The organism is Halalkalibacter akibai JCM 9157 (assembly GCF_000513135.1).
Lineage (GTDB): Bacteria > Bacillota > Bacilli > Bacillales > Bacillaceae_D > Halalkalibacter > Halalkalibacter akibai.
This window is the reverse complement of sequence record NZ_BAUV01000046.1, coordinates 1-24,198: the sequence shown is the minus strand read 5'-3', so window position 1 is coordinate 24,198 and position 24,198 is coordinate 1. Positions and strand designations below refer to the sequence as shown.

Annotated in this window: 26 protein-coding genes; 3 read left to right on the top strand and 23 right to left on the bottom strand. The window is 36.4% G+C overall.

Features of this window, described 5'->3' with window-relative positions:
* Positions 1–13 precede the first annotated feature (13 nt).
* The 6 genes from rsbRA to acpS form a co-directional block, all read right to left on the bottom strand.
* Positions 14–832, bottom strand: coding sequence for an RsbT co-antagonist protein RsbRA (gene rsbRA / locus JCM9157_RS18685; protein WP_035667145.1), 819 nt, complete (start codon positions 830–832; stop codon positions 14–16).
* Positions 833–975: 143 nt separating this feature from the next.
* On the bottom strand, positions 976–1,326 hold the full coding sequence (locus JCM9157_RS18680; RefSeq protein ID WP_034631315.1) for a type II toxin-antitoxin system PemK/MazF family toxin: 351 nt from the start codon (positions 1,324–1,326) through the stop codon (positions 976–978).
* Between the two features lie 3 nt (positions 1,327–1,329).
* Positions 1,330–1,614 (bottom strand): CopG family ribbon-helix-helix protein, encoded by a 285-nt coding sequence (locus JCM9157_RS18675; RefSeq protein ID WP_081734250.1) that lies wholly within the window; start codon positions 1,612–1,614, stop codon positions 1,330–1,332.
* 174 nt (positions 1,615–1,788) lie between these two features.
* Positions 1,789–2,925 carry an alanine racemase gene (alr, locus tag JCM9157_RS18670; RefSeq protein WP_035667143.1) on the bottom strand — a complete coding sequence of 379 codons (1,137 nt, stop codon included), beginning with the start codon at positions 2,923–2,925 and terminating at the stop codon, positions 1,789–1,791.
* A gap of 145 nt (positions 2,926–3,070) precedes the next feature.
* Positions 3,071–4,087 (bottom strand): LolA family protein, encoded by a 1,017-nt coding sequence (locus JCM9157_RS18665; RefSeq protein ID WP_035667141.1) that lies wholly within the window; start codon positions 4,085–4,087, stop codon positions 3,071–3,073.
* A gap of 221 nt (positions 4,088–4,308) precedes the next feature.
* On the bottom strand, positions 4,309–4,671 hold the full coding sequence (gene acpS / locus JCM9157_RS18660; protein ID WP_035667139.1) for a holo-ACP synthase: 363 nt from the start codon (positions 4,669–4,671) through the stop codon (positions 4,309–4,311).
* Positions 4,672–4,781: 110 nt separating this feature from the next.
* On the opposite strand from acpS, the gene JCM9157_RS18655 reads away from it, so the two are divergent.
* Positions 4,782–5,528 (top strand): rhomboid family intramembrane serine protease, encoded by a 747-nt coding sequence (locus JCM9157_RS18655; protein ID WP_035667138.1) that lies wholly within the window; start codon positions 4,782–4,784, stop codon positions 5,526–5,528.
* 60 nt (positions 5,529–5,588) lie between these two features.
* On the opposite strand, the gene JCM9157_RS18650 is transcribed toward JCM9157_RS18655, so the two are convergent.
* From JCM9157_RS18650 to JCM9157_RS18640, 3 genes are all read right to left on the bottom strand, one after another.
* Positions 5,589–6,485 carry a metal ABC transporter substrate-binding protein gene (locus JCM9157_RS18650; RefSeq protein ID WP_035667136.1) on the bottom strand — a complete coding sequence of 299 codons (897 nt, stop codon included), beginning with the start codon at positions 6,483–6,485 and terminating at the stop codon, positions 5,589–5,591.
* 264 nt (positions 6,486–6,749) lie between these two features.
* The gene (locus tag JCM9157_RS18645; RefSeq protein WP_035667134.1) at positions 6,750–7,274 is read right to left on the bottom strand and encodes a hypothetical protein; all 525 of its coding nucleotides are present in this window, start codon (positions 7,272–7,274) and stop codon (positions 6,750–6,752) included.
* On the bottom strand, positions 7,274–7,600 hold the full coding sequence (locus JCM9157_RS18640) for a DUF2325 domain-containing protein (protein ID WP_035667132.1): 327 nt from the start codon (positions 7,598–7,600) through the stop codon (positions 7,274–7,276). The genes JCM9157_RS18645 and JCM9157_RS18640 overlap by 1 nt, the downstream gene beginning before the upstream one ends.
* A gap of 242 nt (positions 7,601–7,842) precedes the next feature.
* On the opposite strand from JCM9157_RS18640, the gene mgtE reads away from it, so the two are divergent.
* The gene (mgtE, locus tag JCM9157_RS18635) at positions 7,843–9,207 is read left to right on the top strand and encodes a magnesium transporter (RefSeq protein WP_035667130.1); all 1,365 of its coding nucleotides are present in this window, start codon (positions 7,843–7,845) and stop codon (positions 9,205–9,207) included.
* 265 nt (positions 9,208–9,472) lie between these two features.
* Here mgtE and JCM9157_RS18630 read toward each other — a convergent pair whose 3' ends face one another.
* Positions 9,473–9,613: a BH0509 family protein gene (locus JCM9157_RS18630; protein ID WP_035667128.1), complete on the bottom strand. Its 141-nt coding sequence runs from the start codon at positions 9,611–9,613 to the stop codon at positions 9,473–9,475.
* A 114-nt stretch (positions 9,614–9,727) separates the two neighbouring features.
* Positions 9,728–10,138 carry a universal stress protein gene (locus JCM9157_RS18625; RefSeq protein ID WP_035667126.1) on the bottom strand — a complete coding sequence of 137 codons (411 nt, stop codon included), beginning with the start codon at positions 10,136–10,138 and terminating at the stop codon, positions 9,728–9,730.
* A 146-nt stretch (positions 10,139–10,284) separates the two neighbouring features.
* Between JCM9157_RS18625 and JCM9157_RS18620 the strand changes: the two genes are divergently transcribed.
* A complete protein-coding gene (locus tag JCM9157_RS18620) occupies positions 10,285–10,593 on the top strand; it encodes a winged helix-turn-helix transcriptional regulator (RefSeq protein WP_035667124.1) in 309 nt (102 codons plus the stop codon).
* 47 nt (positions 10,594–10,640) lie between these two features.
* Here the strand turns inward: JCM9157_RS18620 and JCM9157_RS18615 are convergent, their stop codons facing one another.
* From JCM9157_RS18615 to JCM9157_RS18560, 12 genes are all read right to left on the bottom strand, one after another.
* On the bottom strand, positions 10,641–11,135 hold the full coding sequence (locus JCM9157_RS18615; protein ID WP_035667122.1) for an RDD family protein: 495 nt from the start codon (positions 11,133–11,135) through the stop codon (positions 10,641–10,643).
* 157 nt (positions 11,136–11,292) lie between these two features.
* Positions 11,293–12,711 carry an alanine/glycine:cation symporter family protein gene (locus JCM9157_RS18610; protein WP_035667121.1) on the bottom strand — a complete coding sequence of 473 codons (1,419 nt, stop codon included), beginning with the start codon at positions 12,709–12,711 and terminating at the stop codon, positions 11,293–11,295.
* Positions 12,712–12,923: 212 nt separating this feature from the next.
* Positions 12,924–13,460 carry a GNAT family N-acetyltransferase gene (locus tag JCM9157_RS18605; RefSeq protein WP_035667119.1) on the bottom strand — a complete coding sequence of 179 codons (537 nt, stop codon included), beginning with the start codon at positions 13,458–13,460 and terminating at the stop codon, positions 12,924–12,926.
* A gap of 258 nt (positions 13,461–13,718) precedes the next feature.
* On the bottom strand, positions 13,719–14,333 hold the full coding sequence (locus JCM9157_RS18600; protein WP_035667117.1) for a YitT family protein: 615 nt from the start codon (positions 14,331–14,333) through the stop codon (positions 13,719–13,721).
* 302 nt (positions 14,334–14,635) lie between these two features.
* Entirely contained in the window at positions 14,636–15,391 is a 756-nt protein-coding gene (locus JCM9157_RS18595; protein ID WP_035667114.1) for a 5-oxoprolinase subunit PxpA, read from the bottom strand.
* A gap of 45 nt (positions 15,392–15,436) precedes the next feature.
* Positions 15,437–16,441, bottom strand: coding sequence for a 5-oxoprolinase subunit C family protein (locus JCM9157_RS18590; RefSeq protein WP_035667111.1), 1,005 nt, complete (start codon positions 16,439–16,441; stop codon positions 15,437–15,439).
* Positions 16,438–17,184 (bottom strand): 5-oxoprolinase subunit PxpB, encoded by a 747-nt coding sequence (gene pxpB / locus JCM9157_RS18585; protein WP_052013258.1) that lies wholly within the window; start codon positions 17,182–17,184, stop codon positions 16,438–16,440. Before pxpB ends, JCM9157_RS18590 begins: the two co-directional genes overlap by 4 nt.
* 69 nt (positions 17,185–17,253) lie before the next feature.
* A complete protein-coding gene (locus JCM9157_RS18580) occupies positions 17,254–18,075 on the bottom strand; it encodes a uroporphyrinogen-III synthase (RefSeq protein ID WP_035667109.1) in 822 nt (273 codons plus the stop codon).
* A gap of 82 nt (positions 18,076–18,157) precedes the next feature.
* Positions 18,158–19,312 (bottom strand): mannitol-1-phosphate 5-dehydrogenase, encoded by a 1,155-nt coding sequence (locus JCM9157_RS18575; RefSeq protein ID WP_035667107.1) that lies wholly within the window; start codon positions 19,310–19,312, stop codon positions 18,158–18,160.
* Positions 19,313–19,750 (bottom strand): PTS mannitol transporter subunit IIA, encoded by a 438-nt coding sequence (locus JCM9157_RS18570; protein WP_035667105.1) that lies wholly within the window; start codon positions 19,748–19,750, stop codon positions 19,313–19,315. It abuts the gene before it with no gap.
* 2 nt (positions 19,751–19,752) lie between these two features.
* A complete protein-coding gene (locus tag JCM9157_RS18565; protein WP_035667103.1) occupies positions 19,753–21,867 on the bottom strand; it encodes a BglG family transcription antiterminator in 2,115 nt (704 codons plus the stop codon).
* Positions 21,868–22,442: 575 nt separating this feature from the next.
* Entirely contained in the window at positions 22,443–23,867 is a 1,425-nt protein-coding gene (locus JCM9157_RS18560; protein ID WP_035667101.1) for a PTS mannitol transporter subunit IIBC, read from the bottom strand.
* Between the last annotated feature and the right edge of the window lie 331 nt (positions 23,868–24,198).

Here is a 24,198-nt window from a genome sequence, read left to right as displayed (position 1 = left end):
CGTACCCTCCAACTTACAAATCAACCATTTTTTTATTCGTTAATTCTAAGGCTGTTTCAATTCCTTTTCTCAACGTGCTTTTTGTAGGAAATTTACTTAAATCAATCCCAAGGTTTACAATCGTTTGAGCAATCTCAGGTCGAATTCCTACTAAAATACATTTAGCCCCTACTAACCGCACCGCTTCAGATGCTTGGATAATATGATGAGCTACCATCGTATCAACAACCGGAACACCTGTAATATCAATTAATACCACTTGAGAACGGTGCTCTATTACACCTTGGAGTAAATTCTCCATAATTAACTTAGCTCTTGCCGTGTCAATCGTTCCAATTAAAGGCATAACGCTAACATCTTCAAATACAGGAATTAAAGGGGCTGACAACTCGAGTAAAGAGAGTTTTTGCATTTCGAAAATATCTTCCCAAGATCCTGTGTAATCATAAACAAGCTGATTTATGATACGATCTATCCAATTCTCAAGCTCAGTAAAATTAGAAAGAACATTTTCAACGTCAGTCTCCCCCTCTGAAAGAAGCGCTAAATTTACTCTTCTAAACGCCTGAAGGCCTTGTGTGAAATAAGCGAGCGGCCAGCCACTTTGAATGTAATCTTCCGCAAAAGAACTTAATTTTACCTTTGCATCTTTTTCGTCCATGTCAATAATTCCAATAATAAAATGCATAAATTCTTGATTCGTATTTTCATAGACTGAATCCGAGACTGAGTGTAAATAATTTTCTTGTCTGACAATATCCAGTTCTTTCTTCCAAAGTTCCATCAGTTTGGATCGTTGATTTGTTAATAAAGAAACTATATAGGGTTGCATAACTTGTCCTCCTGTAAGGTCTTCCCTCTATTATTTCATGATTGAAAAAGAGTTGCAAAGCGAAAACTATTGAATTTTGTCGCAGATTCTCGCAAAATAACGCAAAAAACCTCATTATAATCAATGAGGTTTACTTTAACGTATTAAAAATCAATAAGTCCTAAACTTATGAAGAGTGCATCATTCACACGATTCATCATATCATCGTCTAAATGTGTAATCTTATCTGTTAACCTTTGTTTATCAATCGTTCGAACTTGTTCGAGCAAGATAACGGAATCACGGTCAAATCCATACCTTTTCGCATTAATTTCCACATGCGTCGGTAACTTCGCCTTTTGGATTTGAGCAGTGATCGCTGCCACGATGACCGTAGGGCTAAACCTGTTTCCAATATCATTTTGGATGACGAGCACAGGACGAACTCCCCCTTGCTCTGAGCCAACAACGGGTGATAGATCTGCAAAGTATACGTCGCCTCTTTTGACAATCAAGGGCTACACCCCGCTCACTAAGCGATCGAGGGTATTCTCTGCTTCCTCCTCGGCAAGAAAAGATTCTGATGCAATGTTTAGATTGATTTTTGCCATTTCCATATAGCCTTGCTGCATAGTCTCTCGAATTTGACGTTTCTTACGTTCGCGAAGATACATTTTTGTTGCTTGTGAAATAAATTCACTGCGATTGACGTTTTCCTTTTTAATCACACCGTCCACCTCGTTCAACAAATGTTGTGGCAAATTAATTACAATGCGCTTTGTGTTTTTCTCTGACACAAACATCCACCCCCAGCATCCACCGTTACTTCATGCGAAATTTTAAATTCAACTACAGATGCTTCCTTTTTTTATCCATGATTAATCATAGCACTAGCTTGCTTGAAATGCAAAGGCCGAATGGGCTATCTTTCTATTTGTTTTAGACGAACAAGAAATTATATTCACCGACTTAATTTTTTAGTCCATATAAACTCTTGGTACTCTTTGTCCAATAATACAAGGGATTTCATAGTTAATGGTTTCAAGTCTTTGAGCAACTTCATCCATTGTTATTTTATCAAATCCATCTTCACCAATCAAGGTGACTACCGTACCTACCTCTACTTGTTCCGGTAAAAGAATCATACATTGATCCATACAAATACGGCCAACAAAAGGAGCCCTTTTTCCATTTACTAAAACTTCGCCACCATTCGTACTATGATATCTTAGCCAGCCATCGGCATATCCGATTGGGATTGTTCCAATCCATTCCTCTTTCTCAGTACGATAAGTAGCACCATAACTAATCGCTTCACCTTTTGGCAATTTCTTCACTTGAACAAGTCGACTTTTTAAAGAGAAGGCTTGCTTTAATTTCACTGGGAGTTGCTCCGTTATCTCAGGTGAAGGAGTTAAGCCATACATAGAAATTCCTAATCTAAATAAATTAAATGTTTTTTCAGGAAAACGCATTCCAGCAGCACTGTTTCCGCTATGAATGAGAGGGGCGTTAATGTTCCACTTTTTTAGCCATTCTAACATGCGAACAAAGCGTTCATGTTGTTCCGTTACATAAGACGTATCGGTTTCATCAGCCGTTGCAAAATGCGTGTATACTCCATTCACACTAAACTGTTTAGAATGGTTTGCAAGAAACTCTAATAAAGAATCTGCTTCTTCTTTTGTTCGGATTCCAACCCGGCCCATTCCTGTATCAAACTTAATGTGAACTTGGATTTTATCTTCTGGAGAAAGGTAATTCCTTGCTTCCTCTAACCATTCCGCTTGGAAGACAGTAACCAAGATGTTGTATTGCGAAGCAACTCCAACATCTTGGGGTCTGATTCGACCAAGAACTAAAATGGGAGCTTGAATGTCTGCTTTTCTCAGAATGATCGCTTCATCTAATAGCGCAACCGCTAAATAACTCGCACCAAATTTCAAGGCTTGCTTAGCAACTGGCACAGCACCATGTCCATACCCATTTGCTTTTACCACAGCCATAATATCCACATCTTTCCCCTGATAGAGCTGTTTAATGGCCCGTATATTTTCAGCGATTGCTGTTAAATTTACTTCTGCCCATGTATCACGATAAGACTCCTGATTCATTCTTACTCCTCCCAAACAGTCACACTTAAAAATTCATTTTAAACCCTTGTTTTTTTAACTATTTTATCATACTCAATAGATAAAAAGTTAAAAAGAGGGTGACCCTGAAGGATTTTACCTTCATCGAGCCACCCATCGTTATTTCCTATTTCTCCTCTGTACCGTAGACAGAGCTTGCAATTGACATCATTTCTTCTGTGCTTAAGTTTTCAGAAGCAAGGAAGAAATCAACACCATTATAAGACCACTGTAATGATTCTTCCGTCATAACCCCGATTGTGAAACCAAGGTCAACCGGCTCTCCAGAACTCATGTTCATCGGTGTAGAAGCTGGAACTACCTGACTTCTTTCTTGAATTAGAGTAAATGGCTGTTCACCCATATATTGAAGAACAACACGCTCTCCCTTTTCAGTTTCAATATTGCGTGAAGAATCAAATTGCGTTCCATCTGGTGTAAACATTGGATAATAAACAGTCATAGCCTCTTGCTCTTGTGGCTCTGCCATAGCAGGCTCTTCCGTCATTTGAGCACCAGTCATATTACGCTCCATGTCGAAATCCCCTTCATTAAAGCTAGCATTCCATTCAAAACTTGTGAAGTCAAGCTGAACAAGAACTTCTAGATCAGCATTCATAATCTTCACTTGAGCAGGAGATAAATCCTTTTTATTTAATTTAATTTCTTGTGTACTTAAGTTTTTATTTTGATAGTTCGTATTTGTTTGGAAAATGTAATAGTCCTCATCCGCTTGGAAAGAACGTTCTGGATCCATCAAAATATCTTGAATTAAAGACTCATACAAATACACCTGACTACTGTTCGTTGGCCAATCACTTTGGAAACGGAAACTTTTGTTTAACGCAGGTGTCAACACGAAAACTCCATCATCGTTACGAAGAATAATTTGGCTTTGGTCCTTATTTTCATTTTGAAGAGCTACACGATAATAACTCTTCACTTGGTGCCAAACATCAACCTCATACGTTTGCTGTTCCTTACCTGTTTCAAGTGTCATCGTTGACTTAGCTTTGTACCCAGTCATTTCTGAAAGCTTACTGTCTAAGTCTGTCATGATATCTTCCTGTGTTTTTTCGCCACAACCTACGAGGATCATAGATAGTAGTAACCCTAGAGTAGCGAACCAAATTGCTTTTTTCATGCTTTCACCCCTTTGTCTCATTTGAATGAAGAGAGCGAATGCATCCAAGAGACGGCTTCTCATTGGTGTGTGTTCCGTTTTATCGTTAGCAAGTATGACTGGTAGCACTTGCTGGTTAAATCGAAACGTCTTTGTAGATATTAGACCTGACTCTGCCTGAATGTCTTGATCTCTCCTATTCGCTCTACCACTATATGAGACAACCTTGAGCAATATGCAGACTAGCTTGACAAGCTTTCAATTAAAACGTGAGCAATTGCATATGTTTTACTATGAGAAATAGATAAATGTAATTGATGTGTAACCCCTGGTACAACTAGGATCGGCTTCCCACTAGATTCTCTTTTCACTTCAATATCTAGCCAACTATAACTTTTTGAAATTCCTGTCCCAATTGCTTTAACAAATGCTTCTTTTGCAGCAAATCTACCTGCAAAAAATTCAAATTTCCTTGTTCCCTGTAAAGTAAAAAAAGTTTCTTTTTCTGAAGACGTTAAAATTCGGTCCACAAATCTCGGCTGACGTTCCAACACTTTTGTAATTCTATCAATTTCGACGATATCAATTCCTGTTCCTATAATCACTTGAATCCCTACTTTCTCTACTCATGAGCTCGACCCTTTTTTCATAATCTGTTTACAAGGGATTTTTTATAATATCTGTTATAATAACAGATAGAAAAGGAGGCCGTATCATGTTTATCAGAAACGAAAGCTTCTATTCGTTCAGACGATCTTATCCTATCGTAACGATTTTAGTTGCCATTCATTTAATTTTATTTGTTTGGATGAATTTTTTACCAGGTGGACGTTGGATTCTCACTATGGGGATTGGAAATAACTTAGCCGTGGCTTACGGGGAATATTGGAGAATCATTACACCGATTTTTATGCATATCGGCGCCATGCATATGTTATTTAACTCTTTTTCACTAGTGATCTTCGGACCTGCACTTGAGAAAATGCTTGGCAAGTCCAAATTTCTACTCATTTATCTTTTAACTGGAACTATTGCAAACATCGCTACTTTCTTCCTCGGCAATCCTTATATGCAACATTTAGGTGCTTCTGGAGCGATTTATGGTTTACTTGGACTTTATGTGTATCTTGTGATTAACCGCAAAGATTTAATTGATTCAGCTAATTCTCAGCTCGTTATGACTATTTTAATCATAGGGTTAGTAATGACGTTTGTTAATCCAAACATTAACGTCCTTGCCCATCTTTTTGGTTTAATAGCAGGTGCTGCACTAGGACCACTTATTTTAATTGGAGTAAAGCGACCTTACTACGCAAATCGTGTTGTTTTTGATGACGGTGAACCAACATTTGATCCTAATCGTTGGCAGAAAAAAAGAAGGTTGAATAAAAACATCAAAAAATTAATTTGGGTGTTTTTTGCTGTCCTAGTCATTGCCGGGCTAGTTTCACGATTTTTTTAATCTTAATTATTACTATTAATAAGGAGTGTTCCTAAATCAGGAACACTCCTTAATTATATATTAATTAGATAATCCCTCAACAAACGTCCTGACATTATGCTCCATCATTTTAATATATGTTTCTGCTCCACTTCCATCTAGCCCAACAGCATCCGTGTATACTTCACCTGCAATTTCTACTCCTGCGTCATTTGCTACAGTCTCCATATAACGTTTATCAACTGTCGTTTCTACAAAAACAACAGGGATGCTTCTCTCGCTAATCGTATCAACTACATTAGCAATTTGTCTTGGAGTTCCTTCCTCGTGTGAATTCAGTTCCCAAATACCAATCGTATCAAAACCATATTGGTCACCGAAGTATTTAAAAGCATTTTCACTAATCACAATGGCACGTTTTGATTCTTCTATCGTTTCAACTTCCGTTTCAATCCAAGTATGAAGTTCTTCTAGTTCAGCGATATAAGCATTTGCATTGGCTTCATATTCATCTGCACCTTCAGGATCGCGTTTAATTAAATCATCACGAATGTTTTCCACATACGTAATTACATTTTTAACATCAAGCCAGGCGTGAGGGTCCTCCCCGTCTTGATCACTGATTGGCAGTGGGGTAACTCCATCTGAGACAGACACAATTGAAACATCCCCGACATTTTGAACAAGACGCTCGAGCCATTCTTCAAGTCCAAACCCATTAACAAAAAATACATCAGCATCACTTACTTTTTGAAAGTCACTAGGCACAGTTTCATATTCATGTGGTTCTTCTCCAATTGGAACTAAGTATTCTACCTCTGCACGTTCGCCCGCTACTTGCTCTGCCAGATCAGCTAGAATAGAGAAGCTTGTTACGATCTTCAACGAATCATCCGCTGTTTCATCGTTCCCACCGCAGGCAGCTAATAAAAATGTACTTACTAAGGTCGTAAAAATCAGCACTAATTTCTTTTTCATGCTTTCTCCTCCTCATCGTTGCTACTCTACCAAAGATATGCACGTGTGCAACTTTTCGTGCCAAGAAAAGTTGCATATAGGCAAAGTAAAAATGACATAAAGGCAATCACTGTTTTAATAAAAGACTTTGTTTAAATTTCTCATGTTCGTTCCATTGTGCTCCAGTTACTTAAAGAGAAAAATTCGATAGCAACAGCATTTTCATAAGCAGTCAATAAAGAAAGCTAGCCACCTCTTTAAAAAAGAAATGACTAGCTTTATGATTTAAGAAATCTGAGGAAAGTGCACATACCTTTTTCCGTTCAGTACATCAAAAACTTCAATCTGCTTCGGAAGGTTTTCTGTTAGCTCTAAACAAAACTGCAAAGCAGCATTCCAATATGTTGATAACATTTCCTCGTCAACTTCCAGCAGGATCTTCTCAAGAATTAAACCGTCTTCATTAATTATTATGTTATCACTTTCCATTAACATATCTATTTGAATAGTAACTTCTTCGATGTGCTTTTCAGACATTAATAAACTTAATAAATGATCAGTTACCTTAACTGAAGTCATCACAAATTGCCTTTCTGACTCAAATATACTTTTATCCAACCTGCTCCAGTAGTGTCCAATAATATGTAATGCTTTCAGATAAGTCCTTGTCGAATGTGGGATTCGGGAAAACGTCAACACAATTTCATTAATAACGCTCTGTACAGCGTCTTTCCAAAAGCATACGGTCTTATCTAAAAAACGGTATGGACTTTGTAGAAAAGTAACATATTGATTCTCAATCATACTCATTAATACCTCTGCTTCACTTGACAGCTTTTTAAATTCACACAACCATAATCACATTTTCCAATTGCTTGATAAATAGAACACCATGAACGTTTCGCATAACAGATTGGAATCTCTTGCTCCATTGCTTTTCTCTTTAATACACCAGTTAAGTTGTGGTTAATAAAATCAGTTAAAACAAGAATTAAATCTATATGAGAAGGTATTTCTTTCTTGACCATTTGAACCTTACGTCCATCAACATGAATAATTTCGCTAAATCCAAGTTCTTCTAACTTCTTCGGTATAGAACCTAGTCGATCTGCTCCTACTATTAATAAAGCTGACACGCTTAACACCCCCAACATTGATAATCATTATCATCATAATAATTGAAACTGATTCTCATTGTCAATAGCCCTAATTATAATTTACCTATTTTTAACTTTATTTACATAACTTTTTGCGGAAAGTAGAGGGAAATTGAAGTAGTCCACGGCCCTTCAAGCGTAAAAAATGAATTCTCATACAAAGAGCGTTTTACTTAAGTCCATTTTTTTTGTAAAGTAAGAAGGAGATTGGGGGATGAAGTATGGTTGCTAACATGACAGAAGATCAACTATTGGTTTTAGTAATAAAGTATTTAAAAGAAAGCAAACGAGCTGCACTACAAGAGATTCTTGATGAATTACATCCTTATGACTTTGCTCAGTTATATAAAGGGTTACCAGAAAAACATCATCATAAGTTCTTAACATTTTTAACACCTTCTCAAATCGCAGACTTAATTCAAGAATTGGATTATGATATGCAAATCGAGATCTTACATAAACTAGGGATTGAGCGTTCTTCAAAAGTTATGAACCTCATGGACAATGATGATTTAGCCGATTTATTGAACGAGCTATCGGTCGATAAAATACAAGAGTTTCTTGAAGCCATGAAAAAAGAAGATTCTCAAGATATCCAATCATTAATGAGTTACCCTGCTGATACTGCAGGGGGAATCATGACAAACCAATTTATATGGATACACGCCAATCAAACAGTAAGACAAGCTGTCGATAAGCTGAAAGAATTTGCTAGCTTTTCAGAAAGCATCTATTACTTATATGTCATAAACAAAGAGAAGAAATTAGTAGGTGTTGTATCTTACCGAGATTTGTTAATAGCAGATATTGATGAAGTCATCGAAGACCTAATGTTCACCCGTGTCGTTTCTGTTCATGTTGATGATGACCAAGAAGAAGTAGCTCAGATGATTGAACGCTATGACTTCATAGCTATACCCGTTGTAGACGAGAACAATGTCTTACAAGGGATTATTACAGTTGATGATGCGATAGACGTTGTTATCCAGGAAGCAAATGAGGATATTGAAAAACTATCTGCCACCGGTAAAGCAATTGACTTTAACACGAAGGCTGTAACAGCTGCTATGCGCAGGCTCCCTTGGCTTGTTCTCTTACTGTTTATCGGACTTGTTTCCGGTAGTATTATTAGTGGTTTTGAAGAAACACTGGAACAAGTAGTAGCACTCATTTTCTTCATGCCTATGATTGCCGGAATGACAGGTAACACAGGAACACAGTCATTGGCAGTTGTCGTACGTGGTATTATTACGAATGATACAGACCGAAAAACCGTGATCAGACTCATATTCCGTGAGCTTCGGGTTGGAATTATGATTGGGATTACGTGTGGAATACTTATCTTTCTAATTGCTTATGTATGGTTAGGAAGTCTTGTCCTCGGTTTTGTTGTTGGGGTCTCTTTATTAATAACATTAATTGTCGGGACATTAGCAGGAACGATTATTCCATTAACTTTAAATCGTTTAGGAGTTGACCCAGCTGTTGCATCTGGCCCTCTCATTACGACACTGAATGATATTTTCTCCCTGATTATTTATTTCGGTATTGCATCAGCTTTCTTAATGCAACTACAAAACTTATAGAACCGTCGATTAAACAAAACAAAGGCCTACAGCTGACACACATTAGCTGCAGGCCTTTTTATTATATTATCTAGTAAGTATATCCCCTATTACCCAATAAGAAATACCATATAATGCTACAATCACAGAAATAATTATAAATAATTTTTTATTTGACATTCTCATGACGACCCACCTTATGTAAACGAATGAGGATATTATACTATAAGAAAAAGGTCTGAACAAAAAGTTACTTTTGTTCAGACCTTTTTTCCCTATAAATCCATTAGTTTTTTTCCTGAAGAATATAAGCACGTGTATACAAATGTTCAATATCGGCATCTGTCATCATCATTAATTTCCCTTCAGTAAAACCCTGTACCTTCGTTAAAAATGTGATCATGTTTTCGCGTTCCTGTCTACTCATTACCAATCCTCTCCTTTACTCTGTAATAATACAATATAATTTATTTAAAGTTATTATATAACAGATAAAAATGAGAGGTCAACGTTTTTTTCTTGAAAAGATTGCCTTATTTTATTACTTTACAATCAACACGGAACACGGAGCATTCTTCATTATTTTATAACTGACACTCCCTAATACTAACTGTTGTAAATGGTTTAACCCCCTGCTTCCAACTACAATTAAATCGACTGCTTTTTCGTTTGCAAAATTCAATATGGCTTTTGCTGGCTCACCTTTTAGAATTATTACTTGAACGTTAATTTGTTTAGAACGAGCCTTTCTTTCTATCTGTTTTATTTCTTCAATCTGTTTTTTTGACATATGATCAAATGGTTGTTTGTTATTTTTTCTCCTTTCATAACGGTCCACTACATAAACTAAATAAACATATCCTTGACTTTTTTCAGCTAAAACCAGCGCTTGTTCAGATGCCCTTAAAGATGGTTCAGATCCATCAACTGCTAGTACTAGGTTAGCGAACATAAATGTCACCCCCGAAATCAAATCTCTTTTTACACCTTTATATGCATAAAAAGAGCAATGTGGAATAATACTATTTGGATTTTAAATGACGGATATTTATCTAATTAGAGAGCATGTGGTAAACTATAGGTAATCGAGGTGATAGTATGGATTACAGTCAAATGTGTCCCAAATACGAATTAGCCATTGAGTTATTAGGAAAAAAATGGACGGGATTAATCATCCGAGTCCTCTTGGACGGTCCTAAACGTTTTAAAGACATCAAAGCACAAATTCCAGAGATGAGTGACCGTATATTAACAGAACGAATGAAAGAACTAGAACAACAAGACATTATTGTTCGAAATGTGTTCCCAGAGAAACCTGTTAGAATTGAATATGAGTTAACAGAAAAAGGTCTGGCTCTACAACCGGTTATCATATCCATACAAAACTGGGGCGAGAAATGGACTTGAAAAAAGACACGTTGGTCAAATTTCACCAACGTGTCTTTTTTACAGAATTATTTAATTAAATACGTTTTTGTCACGATATCATATAACGTTCTCTTATTTTTCCCGAAAGACATAATAAAAAATGGGAATAATACATACTTTAGCATTTCTCTAGTAAAAAACTGAAAAGCACTCGGTTGCTCAGCATGCTCATTATACACATACAAGTCAACCATTCTCATCCCAATGCTCCTTCTCCCCTTGACTGTATAAATAACGTGAAGTGCGAGAAAAACAAGAAAAATAATGACCCAATTAATCAAGTAAAGATGAAATTCATTTTCCCACATATATCTCCTAATATACTCTATGTTATCAGATGGCGATTCAGATTGAACAATCATCCAAGAAGTCGTAATAGCACTAGTTATAATTAATAGTAATGACACAAAAATAAAATCAAAAAAACCCGCGCACAACCGAATGATTCCACCTGCTCTTTGATCTCTATTTAATAATTTCCCGACCCATACTTGGTTATTGTTTGCCAACTCTTCATTCAATTTAGGTCATACCCCCATTTTTTTATTTAGTTTACCTAAATTTTACCATGTATACTGAAATTTCTAAAGAGTTTGAGTACAATCTTTAATTTGTATTTAACAAAAAAAGTTACCTGAAAAGGTTTTTGGCCTCTTCAGATAACTCTCTCCTTAAAACTTAACCAACCAATTTGTCTTTTTTCTCTTCATCCCATGCTTCTGTATTTTTAATACCAAGCTTATGTGGATCAAAGACAGGATCAATTCCTTTAGCTCGTTGCTCCTCATAATCTTTAAGGACCTTAAAGGCAATCTTACCAAGTAAAAGGATCCCAACAACGTTAATCACTGTCATTAATGCCATGAACAAATCAGCTAAATCCCAAACAAGGCCTAAACTAGCGACAGAACCGAAGAATACAAAGCCCATCGTTAATACGCGGTATACATTAACTGCTGCTTTATTTTTCTTGATGAATTCAATGTTCGTTTCACCATAGTAGTAACTTCCGATAATTGAACTAAATGCAAACATAAAGATTGCTGCAGCAATGAAGTAACTCGCCCATCCGCCAATTTGTAAGCTTAACGAGTTTTGTAATAATTGAATTCCTTCTGCTTCACTTAAGTGATAATCAGTGTTCAATAAAATAATAAATGCTGTTGCCGAACAAACAACTAATGTATCAATATACACACCTAAAGTTTGAACAAAACCTTGCTTCGCTGGGTGAGATACACTTGCTGTAGCAGCTGCATTGGGCGCACTACCCATTCCAGCCTCGTTCGAGAACAGACCACGACGAACACCCATCATGATTGCAGCTCCAATACCTCCACCAAGCGCTTGTTCAAAACCAAACGCACTACGAACAATTAAACCTAATACAGCTGGAATTTGAGTGAAATTCATTACGACAACTACTAACGCAATAACAATATATAAAATAGCCATGATCGGAACAATGACACTTGAGAAGTTAGCAATACGATGAACACCACCGAAAATGATGACACCAGCAAGCACGGTCATAACTGCTCCCATTACCCAAGGGCTGAGTCCAAATGCATTGTCGAATGCACCAGCAATTGTGTTACTTTGAACTGAATTAAATATAAGACCAAATGTAATTGCAATTAATACTGCAAAAACAATCCCTAACCATCTTTGTCCTAAACCTTTTTCAATATAATAAGCAGGCCCACCACGATATGATTCCTTATCTTTGATTTTATAAACTTGAGCTAATGTACTTTCAATGAAGCTTGTTGCACCACCTAGTAACGCTACAACCCACATCCAAAAAACTGCTCCCGGTCCTCCTAAAGCGATAGCAACAGTTACCCCAGCAAGGTTACCTGTACCAATACGCGTTGCTGCTCCAATTGCAAAAGACTTAAACGGACTAATACTTTTCATACCCTCTACATCTTTTGATTTCTCGAATACTACGCGGAACATCTCTCCGATAGAGCGGAACTGCATAAACTTAATCTTAAATGTAAAGTACAAACCAGCACCAAGCAAACCTCCAATTACAACATAAGTCCATAAAAATCCATTAAGAAAATCAATAATTGCCTGCAAGATGAACACCTCTCATATAAAAGAATTTTCAGAATACTTTTCTAATATACACTTGTTGCATCCACCTGTAAAGTATAAGTGTCAGAAAATTTGACATATTAAAAAATCTATTCGTTATTCGAAAGCGTTCAAACACTTATAAAACTTGTGCTTAGCCTATCATTATTAAAATAACCTCACAAAAAATTTGGATATTTTGATCCCTGTCACAAATTCAGTTTTTAAAGTATTTCATTTGCTGCAATATTACTCCAATAGTATTCTAAAAAATCATGCTTGCTTTCAAGTGTTTCCAACTCATTAACTTTTTTAGACCTTGGAACAAATCCACCTTTTTCCAATATTCTCTGTGAACCAACATTCTGATTTGTTGTTTTTGCAATTATTACAAATTTTCCATGCTCTCTTTGGACTTTCTCCATTAATAAACGAACTCCCGCCGTGGCAAAACCTTTTCTCACATAATCTTTTCCTATTCGATATCCAAGTTCAGCTTTAAAGAAAGGGACTCTTTCAATATTAAAAAGATTAATCCTTCCTACAATAGCTCCTTTCTCATTTGTAATTAAATAATATTGTCCTTCTCCTAATTTTTGTTCTTTTAAAAGATCTCGTAAGCATGTTAGGAAAAAATCGTAATGGTAATAGGACTCGCCTCTACTTGGTACTAACTGTTCAAAAAACTCCCTATTTTCTTTTTCAAAAACAAATAATGGCTTAGCATGTTTGAATAATAAAGGCTGCAGATTGATTGTCATTTTGTTCACCTTCTATTGATCAAATATATTTGGTTGTTTATGCTTTTCTTCATTCTCTTAATTGCTTCTTTTTACTTTAATTCTCATCTAGTACTTAATTGCAACCATCCTAGTGAAAAGAACCATAAAGTAATACTTATTCAACTAATTAGTGGGATAACCTCTCTTTTGTCAGCCTTACTAACAAACAATTTCCCCCAAACAAAAAAACGCATCTTTATTTATGCGTCTTCTTGTCAATATTCAGGCTAACTAGTATCATGAAACACTCGGTTGTGCTGTGTTTCTAACCGTTTTATGCTTAGGTTGATGTTGTGATGCAATTCTCCCTTTGAAATAACTGATTATATAAGAGATCATGATAATAGACAAAATAGAGTAAAACCCTCTTACAAGTCCGATAGAGTATAATCCGATAACAATAACAAAAAAATCAAATGCAAAAGTGGTTTTACCCGGATCATAGGAAAATTTCTGTTGGAGATACAAACTCAAGATATTTGCCCCTCCAAGAGAAGCTCCATTCAGGAACAAGATCGACAAACCTAAACCACAAACAATCCCGCCTAAAATAGCTCCAATCCAAGGCGAAATGGAGAAAGCAGGTAAAAATTGAACAACTTCCGTTAGCACCGAAAGTGTAGTAACTGCAAAAAGAGTTCTTAAAGTAAAACTCCATCCAAGCTTCAAGACGGCTAAAATATAAAACGGAATATTAATAATAAAGAACACTACTGAAAATGGTAGTTGGATAGCATAAGTTAAACTCAAAGCCAATCCAGCTGTTCCTCCAGTAGTTACTAATGAATTTTGTAAAACTAACACACCTAAACTAACGACTAAGCAGCCTAGGATGACATTTAACCATTTCATATGAGTCACTTCCTTTCTGTTTATTTAAAGATAGATTAGTATATTGAAATCGTTTTCTGTCGGTAAATTAATTTATCAATATAACAACTTCTTTTCCCTGTTATCCCTATTATAATAAGTAAAAAATTACCTAGCAAACACATACATAAACGCGATTAACCTTTAACGCGTTTATTCGATAAAGTATCATAACAGTTTCTATTTCTGTTTTTCTATCTCGACCTCCTGCTAAATACTATTTTAATAAAACAAAAAGGATGATTCGCAGTCTGTTTATTGACCACGGATCATCCTTTTTTAAATTAAAGTGAATGTACCTTAATATCGTTTTCCTCTAAACACTTATTTAATTCTAGTACAAATGCTAATGCATGTTCTCCATCACCATGGACACACACTGTGTCAGCTTGAATAGGAACGAGCGAACCATCAACTGCTTTAACAACCTTGTTCTTTACCATGTTTATAACTTGACTCACCGCTGATTCAACGTCTTTAATCAAGGCGTTCACATGCGTTCTAGGAGTTAATGTTCCATCAGCTTGATAAGTCCGATCAGCAAACACCTCATTCGCAACTTTTAAACCTCTCTCTACTCCTGCCTTTATTAGTTCGCTTCCAGCTAAGCCATACAAGACAAGATTGGGGTTACAATCATAAACAGCGTTCGCAATAGCTTGTGCAACTTCCCTATTAGCAGCTGCCACGTTATAAAGAGCGCCATGCGGTTTTACATGGTGTATGGAAGTCTTGTTTATATGACAAAACCCTTGCAAGGCACTAATTTGATAAATCGTAAAATGATAAATGTCATCCGGTGTTGTGTCTATTACTCTTCTACCGAAACCAGACAAATCAGCATAACCCGGATGTGCTCCGATTTTTACGTTATTGACAGCAGCGAGCTTAACCGTCTTTGCCATCACGTTATGGTCACCTGCATGATAACCACAAGCCACATTAGCTGAGGTGATGTGGGGTAATATTTGATCATCCTGACCAATCACAAACTCCCCAAAACTTTCCCCAAGATCACAATTTATATCAATGTAACTCATCTCATCCTCCCTTTTCTATCTAGTTTTTATTTTTGCTATTTATGTTTAAAACACCATTTTTAATGAGATACCCGTTTTCATATTCATTAGCTCTCGTTCGCGTTCAAGATATAGCTGTTCTGCGGAGGCTAAAGTGATTTCCTCAAATTTCACAACATCTCCTGGTTTTAACTGAGCAATCACATCTAGGTCTGTGGCAATGACCTGTGCAATTCTTGGATAACCACCAACGGTTTGACGATCCGCAAGTAAAATAATTGGGTTGCCCTCAGCTGGTACTTGAATAGTTCCAAACGCGATCGCTTCAGAGAATATGTCGACAGCTTTTCTCGTTTGTAGTGAATATCCTGTTAGTTGATAACCCATTCGGTCTGAATTCTGACTGACAGTAAATCGTTGGTGAAACAAAGCTTTTATACTTTTTTCTGTAAAAAGGTCAAAATGAGATCCTCGTATAAGATGAACTATACTCTCTCCTTTTGAAGACTGTTTTCTTTGACTAACTGACCATTTTGCTGACTGAAAACTCGAGCCACCACCTATTAATCTGAGTTGCGCTATTAACTTCCTTGCTAAATCAGATGGGGGCTTACACTTAACCCTATCACCTTGTTTCAGAGCTCTTCCTTCAAATCCACCGATGCCCGCTCTTATGTATGTACTTTTACTACCTAATATTTCTTCAATTGCAAAACCACCAGCACAAGCTAAATAACTTCTGCACCCAGATTTAACTGGACCAAATGAAAGAATGGCTCCTCCTTTAACATAAATAGGTTTGTTCAATGAAACTCTCTTTTGATCAATAACGGGCGAAAGATCGGCTCCTGTTATCACAATGAGAGTATCCTCTTCAAAACGTAGCACAGGACCGTTTAGTGTTATTTCTAATACACCTTCCTGTTCGTTATTTCCAACGATTAAATTTGCAAGACGTGTTGAAAAAGAATCCATTGCTCCACTTACAATAACACCGTATTTTTGGTAACCATATCTACCTAAATCTTGAATCGTAGTTAAAAGTCCGGGTTTCAAAACAGTAAACGTCATCTTTCCTCCTCCCTTAATAAACCAAATTCCTTTTCTGAAATAGGTTGAAACCGAATGATGTCACCAGCTTGAAGGAAACTAGGAGGATCTTGATTAGGTAAAAATAGCTGTAGAGGAGTTTGACCAATTAACTGCCAACCACCAGGAGTTGAGATCGGATAAACACCTGTTTGCGCTCCCCCAATGCCTACCGAACCTGCAGGTATCTTCATGCGTGGCTTAGCTCTTCTAGGAGTGAAAAGGCAATCAGGTAAGCCTCCTAAATAGGGAAAGCCCGGTGCAAATCCAATCATGTAAACTAGATATTGTTCACTTGAATGAATGTGTATCACTTCTTCCTTTGAGAGGTTGGTATAGCTAGAGACATACTCTAAGTCGGGACCAAATTCTCCGCCATAGCAAACAGGAATCACAACCTCTCTTCCTTTTTCTAATTTCTCCACTTTTAAATCAGCTACTATATCAGCCATTGTAGAACAAACTAATTCGGACGGGCGTTGAAACATCCCCTGTATTTTTAACGGTTCATAAAAGACCGTTACACTCGTAAATGCTGGTACTGCCTCTACGAATCCTTGAAAAGGGTTTTTCTCTAAATAAGAAGACAAAGCCTGTACTTGTTGATGTATAGTAAGGTTGATTTCATCACCGAATGAGACTGTTACCGCGGTCTCACTTACTGGATCTATTTTAATATTTTGATCATCTAGCTTATACTCTTTTACCAGTTGGACCACCTCCATCTTTAACAAATCTAACAGTTTATCTAAAAAGCTTGTTATGAGCGATCTCATAACAAGCTTCTTTACATCTTATCTATTTCCTTCATTTTTTTCATAATAACGGCTTAACTCTACAATCATCGCTCCCATTCTTTCTAACTCTGGTTGAATGACTCGCTCAATTCCATGTTCATGCAAGGCTTCTGCTGTTACTTTTCCGACTGCAACAGCAAGGATGTTTTTACGGAAAGCTTCAATAATTTGTTCAGTATATCCTTTTGACTCTGCGTACTTAAATAGAGATCGAACTTGAATTGCAGCTGTAAAACAAACCGCATCCATCTCTTGGTTCACAAGTTCCTGAAAGAATAACTCGACTGTTTCTGGGTTTGGATCTACGTGTTGATAAGGAAGTACCTCCATTACTTTGGCACCTGCTTCAGTAAGATAGTTAATTAGAGTAGGTGCATTTTCACCGTGCAACTGAACAATAACTCGCTTATCTTTCCAGTCAATCTCTTTTAATGAATCAATTAATCCATTAACTGTACCATCATCGTCTTTTACATCTGGAACAATTCCTATTTTCTTTAATGCCGCAACCGTCTTATAGCCTCTAGCACCAACATTTGCGTTCTTCACCTTATCTATAAAGGATTCTTTTTCATTAATTTCTTCCGCTAAATCCAACAGTTTATTAAGTCCAATTCCGGTTGTGAAAATAAACCAATCAATCTCTTGTTCAGCCATTTCTCTTATATTTTTCTTTACTTGTTCATCATTTGAAAAAACAGTTCCTTGTAGAGAACGTACCAAAGGTGTGCCTTTTTGTTTTTCAATTAGAATACTCATTTCATCTGTTTTCCTTGAGGCCGCAAGAACGACACGTTTATTATGTAAGCTCACTAACATCCACTCCCTATTTTTTCTTTATTCATTAATTATATCGTAAAAAATAAAAAACTGCTGAGCAAGGTTTTGCTCAGCAGTTTTTTTATTTTGCATTTAATAATTTATACTGGTCGACAATTAGTTTGAATAGTTCATTATTCTCTTCTAGTCCTGTAACAGCATGGATTGTCGCTTCTAACCCTTCACTACTAATTTTCTGTTGAATTTGAACGGCTTCTTCATCTGTTTGAACATCATACGAAAAAGCAGCTGCAATCGCTTTAGCAAGATAAACAGGCTCTTTTCCAACCAAATCTAAGTATTGCTTAGCAGGCCCTACTAGACGGTCAGTTGCCCCAAGCTTTCTTAATGGACCTCGTCCTACTCTTGTCACATCATCAGCTAGAAATTCATTTTTAAATCTTGCTATAATTTTATTGATATAGATAGCATGCTCTTCAGGATCAAAGGAATGCTTTTCTGTTAAAAGTGTTCCTGTTTCTTGTAATGTTTTTTCGATTAAACTTCTTACTTCGTCATTTCGGATAGCTTGGTCAATGGATTTAATCCCGTAATGATAGCCTAAATAAGCAGCAACAGCGTGACCCGTGTTCACGGTCCATAACTTTCTTTCAATATATGGATCAAGTGCCTCAACGAACGTTATTCCATTGATAGCTGGTTTTTCACCGATCATCATAGATTGATCAACGACCCACTCATAGTAAGGTTCTACCATTACCAGTAGCTTATCTTCATTATGTTGATTGGGTACAATCCGGTCAACAGCAGCATCAGGAAACGCGACGACTTCTGCCATTTGTTTCTGTACTTCTTCATCTAAATGTTCCAACACATGTTTCTTTAATAGGGTACTACCGCCAATAAGATTTTCACATGCTATCACATTTAAAGAATTTGCATTCGTTTTTAATCGTTCTATTAGACCTTTAGCTAGTAACGGAGCAATCATTGGTAAAATGTTTGGTCCGACAGCCGTTGTCACAATATCTGCTTTTGCAATAACGTCTATAACCTTCTCCGGCTCTAACATACTATTAAGAGCAGATACATTTTGTACTGTGACTTCTTCCTTTGACTCAGCAGCTAAGACTACCTGATATTCTTTTCTTGTATTAAGCAAATCAACAATTTCTTTATTTACATCAACAAATACTGTATCGTAACCTGAATTGCTTAATAATAATCCAATAAAACCTCTTCCTATGTTTCCAGCTCCAAAATGAACGGCTAACATTTAGTTCACTCCTTCAAATAAAGCCATAATCTCCTCAGGAGAAGTAGCAGATACGATTTGCTCCACATTTTCCTCCTCAGAGCAAACAATCGCAATTTGAGATAAAATATCAAGATGCTCATCGCCTTTTCCTGCAATCCCAATCAAAAGCTTCACAACATTTCCTTCTCCAAATTCTACTCCTTCTGGTACTTGGATAATAGCAATTCCAGATTCCTTCACAGCTTGCTTACCTTCTTCTGTTCCATGTGGAATCGCAACAAAATTCCCCATATAAGTTGACGTCAGCTGTTCACGCTCAAGCATTCTGTCAATATAAGAAGGTTCAACATACCCTCTTGACACTAATAATTCTCCTGTCTTTTTAATCGCATTTTCTCTTGTATCCACTTTCTCATTTAATAAGATGTTTTCCTTTGATAAAATTGGTAAAGTCATGTTTATTCGCTCCTTTTTAATGTTTGTTCATATAGAAATTTTTCTAATTTAGAAATTAAATAACTAGAGATTTTCAATTCATCTTGTGACTCAAACCTCACAATACTAAAATCATCTTCTATAATCAGCGCGCTGATATGACTCAGTACTTCTAACTCTGCACTTGTAATGTCATTGGGTGAAAGCATGAGTAAAATGGACTCAACCTCCATAGTTGACTGATCCATTGCCTCTAAATGTATGGGTTTACTAAGTGCAATAATACTAAATGAAGGCTTACTTACTTTATCACTGCGCGTATGATAAAGGGCTAGTTTCGTGTTCGGTATACCAAGGCCACCAACTTGTTCTCTCCTTAACAAATCATCTAACACCGTGCTCGTATCAGTTATGATTCCTCGTTCAAATAAATCCACACATGCCTCTTGCAGTAATTCTTTTATATCATGCCGAACATGGCCTTTTCTCACTTGGAAATCATTGATAATCGCTATAATCGTTTGTACGTAAGCTTGGTAAGTTTGTAAACGAGAAAGTACAAGTTCCCTTTTCGATATGGTTTCTGTATAGAAATCCTCTATCATAAGATTTTTATGATTAACAGAGTGACGAAGATACGATTTAATTTTCTCTACTTCCGTATTTGTTAAAAATGGATTAACTAGGATATAATCTTGTTCTTCTAATTCTGGTATTCGAATCGTAGATAAAATCAAATCATAGTGATCTTTATTTGAACGATGTAGCTCAAATAAAGATACATTCCGCACTTCTTTAATAGACGGTATTTCTTTTTGCAATCTTGTTGATAACATTTTAGATGTCCCAATTCCTGTTGAACAAACAACTAACGCACTTAGCGATTTTTTTTCACTTTCCCCTAATAAAACCGAACCAAAATGAAGAACTAAATAACCAACTTCCTCATCAGGAACCTCTAAATCTGACAAAACAACCTTCACTCCGTCTTTGACGATTTGAAAAAGTTCATTATAGTCTTTTTTTATTTTAGGTAATAGTGGATTCGTAATGCCCATGTTTTGTTTCATTCTAAAAATAGCAGGATTTAAATGGGCAACAAGACCTTGAAGCAATGAATGATTTGATTGCAAAGGTTGACCTATTTTCTTCTCAACATATTGGATTAAACTTTTGGCTTTTAGCGCTATTTGAAGACTTGTTTCTTCTATCAAATATTCCTTATCATGCCTTAACTTTGCTCCAAGAAGATGCATCGTAATATACCCAATTTCCGCTTTAGGAATACTACATTGAAAAACAAGTTCCAGTCTTTCACTAATTTTCTCAGCGATATGAAATTCAGCTGTTGTTTGAAGTTTTTCTAAGTAAGCTTGATCTATTGAAATATTCTCTCCTCTTACTATTCGTTCCATCGCCAAAGCCAAATGAACAACCAACCCGACATAAGCACTGTCTGCAATCGAATAAGGTAACTCTTTATTAATTTCCTCCATTACTTTCTCAACAATTAGTAAATTTCTTTTTTCTACTAACCCTAATAACCGCTTTGAGATAGAATCGGATTGTTGTTTCGTTTTCTTTTGAATATTTTCTCTAATTAACGTTAGTAAATCGTACTCTGCAACGTTTTCCATAATGATATTGCTCATTGCTTTTCGCTTACTCGTTTCATCACCAGCAATCTCTACGCCATATCCACGCTTCCGAACCAACGAAAGACTTTTATATTTCTCAAGTGATTCTTCAATTTTATTCAAATCGTTACTTATCGTTGCGATTGTAACATTCAAATCATTAGCTAACGCAATCAATTTAACTGGTTCTGTTGATTCCAAAAGAGAACAGATGATTATCGTTTGACGTTCTTCTTGTGAATACTCATGATGGGTCAAATTAAAGAGAAACAATTTTAGATTTTCAATATCTTTTTCTGCTCCTTTAATTTGAACACCAACACCTGATTTCTTCACTAAGGTTAAATCATATTCCTTTAGAATATCTTCAATCCCTTTTAAATCACGGTGTATGGTTCTGACACTAACGTCTATCACTTCAGCAATGTTTTTAACAGTTAACTCTTCTTTAGATAGAAGTAGTTTCTCTAAAATTTGCCTCTCTCTTGCGGTAATGTACATTTGTCCACCCCCTCTACAATTAAACGGATGTTGACAACATTAAAATAAACATACCTTATTATTATCATATCCGAGCTGAATTATTGATTCAACGAAAGGAAAATTAACTTTCGTCGATTAACTTGTTGCCATTATTTAATTAACAGCTCTATAAATGCTCTTTTCGCAAGATTGTTGTGACCGAAGGCACTTGACTTCCGCGGGATATAGAAGGAGGCCACTGAAAAAGGGTGGTTTTCCCTTTTGTAGCTTGCCTCTTAAGCAATGAGCGGAACCGTTGCAATCTTTTAAAGCCTGCTATGAGTGGGTTTCTCATAGCAGGCGCGCAACGCGTGGAGCCATTGCTGCTTCCTTGAATCTGCTAAAAGAGACTTTTTCAGTGGCCTCAAATAGAGGTAGGGGCGAGACCTCACAGGCAAGTCGAGGAGGCTCGCCACCTCCCCGCGGAAAGCGAGTGGTTGCAGCACAACGGCACGATCCCATCCTTACACCAAAACCTATAAAAGCAAAAAGTAGAAAAAGAAGGGCTTATCCAAAAGGTTGTTTTAAACCTTAGGGTAAACCCTTCTCGTTTTTTATTTCAACTTCTCAATTAGCTCATCATATTTAGGGCTATTTAAAAAGTTTTCAACAGAAATATGAACAGCTGTTGGTAATTTCGCTTTTGCACGGTCTGTTAAATCTTTATGCGTAATAACCACATCTGCATCATCAGGAATATTATTGATGGACGTATTTGTTACAGCAATGTCTAGACCTGCTTTTTTCACTTTATTTTTCAAGATAGAAGCACCCATTGCACTCGATCCCATACCAGCATCACATGCAAAGATGATTTTGTTCACTGATTCTTTGTTCACTTCTGTATTGCCTTCGTTTACTTGTTCTTTATTCACTAAAGCTGTTGCTCTACTTTCTTTCCCTTTTAACGCCGAAGTTTTCTCAGTTGCTTTTGTTAAATCTTCATCACCTGTTGATTTTGATCCTTTTAAAATAACAGAAGCGATTAAGAATGAAACGACTGCAGCTGCAAGCACACCAGCAATTACAGCAAAGAATCCACCTCTTGGAGTCATCGCTAATACAGCAATAATACTTCCTGGTGATGGAGCTGCTACTAAACCACCGTTAAGCAATAATAAAGTAAATACCCCAGTTGCTCCTCCTGCGATAGCTGCAAGAATTAATGCAGGCTTCATTAAAATATAAGGGAAGTAAATCTCATGAATTCCACCGAAAAAGTGAATAATCGTTGCTCCAGGAGCTGTTTGTTTTGCCATCCCTTTACCGAAAATCATGAATGCAAGTAAAATTCCTAAACCTGGTCCTGGATTTGCTTCAAGCAAGAATAGAATAGACATTCCTTCTCTAGCAGCTTGCTCAATTCCAATCGGTCCTAAAATACCATGGTTAATAGCATTGTTTAAAAATAAAACTTTAGCTGGTTCGATCAGGATACTAGCTAGTGGTAATAAGTTATGTTGCACTAAGAAATTAACACCTGTAGCAAGTGTTTGATTTAAACCATATACAATTGGTCCAACTCCAACGTACGCAATTAACGTTAATGCCCCACCGATAATTCCGGCTGAGAAATTATTAATTAACATTTCAAAACCAGACTTCACTTTGTTTTCAATAGCTTTATCAAACTTTTTGATGAGGTAACCACCTAATGGTCCCATCACCATAGCTCCTAAAAACATTGGAATATCCGCTCCAACAATCACACCCATTGTTGCCGTAGCACCAACGACACCTCCGCGAACATCGTAAACCATCTTACCACCGGTGTAACCAATTAAAAGTGGTAGAAGATAAATAATCATTGGTCCGACTAATTCTGCCAAGTTTTCATTCGGATACCAACCTGTTGGTATAAATAAAGCAGTTATAAGTCCCCAAGCTATAAAGGCTCCAATATTTGGCATAATCATGCCGCTTAAGAAACTACCAAAGCGTTGAATCTTAACTTTGATATTCGATTGATTTGTTTCCATTGTATTTCCTCCTTTTTAAATAGAAGATAATGTTCTTGTTCTTCTACACTTATAATAAAGCGGTTTCACCAATCAATCCATCTATAGAAAAGAGCTTTTTGTCAATATGATTGTTGACATTTTTTTAGTATTACACATTTTTGTCATGAATATGACAAAAATGGAAAAGGATGTACCTTCCTTTACTGTGATACTTCCTTTTCTTAAAAAAATCCAACCTTCATCAAGATTTTTTTCCTTCAGGCATTTTCTTATTCATCTTGTTTAAAGCCATTCATAAATCTCCTCTAAATAAAAAACGGAGCTGCTATTAATAACAACTCCGCTCATT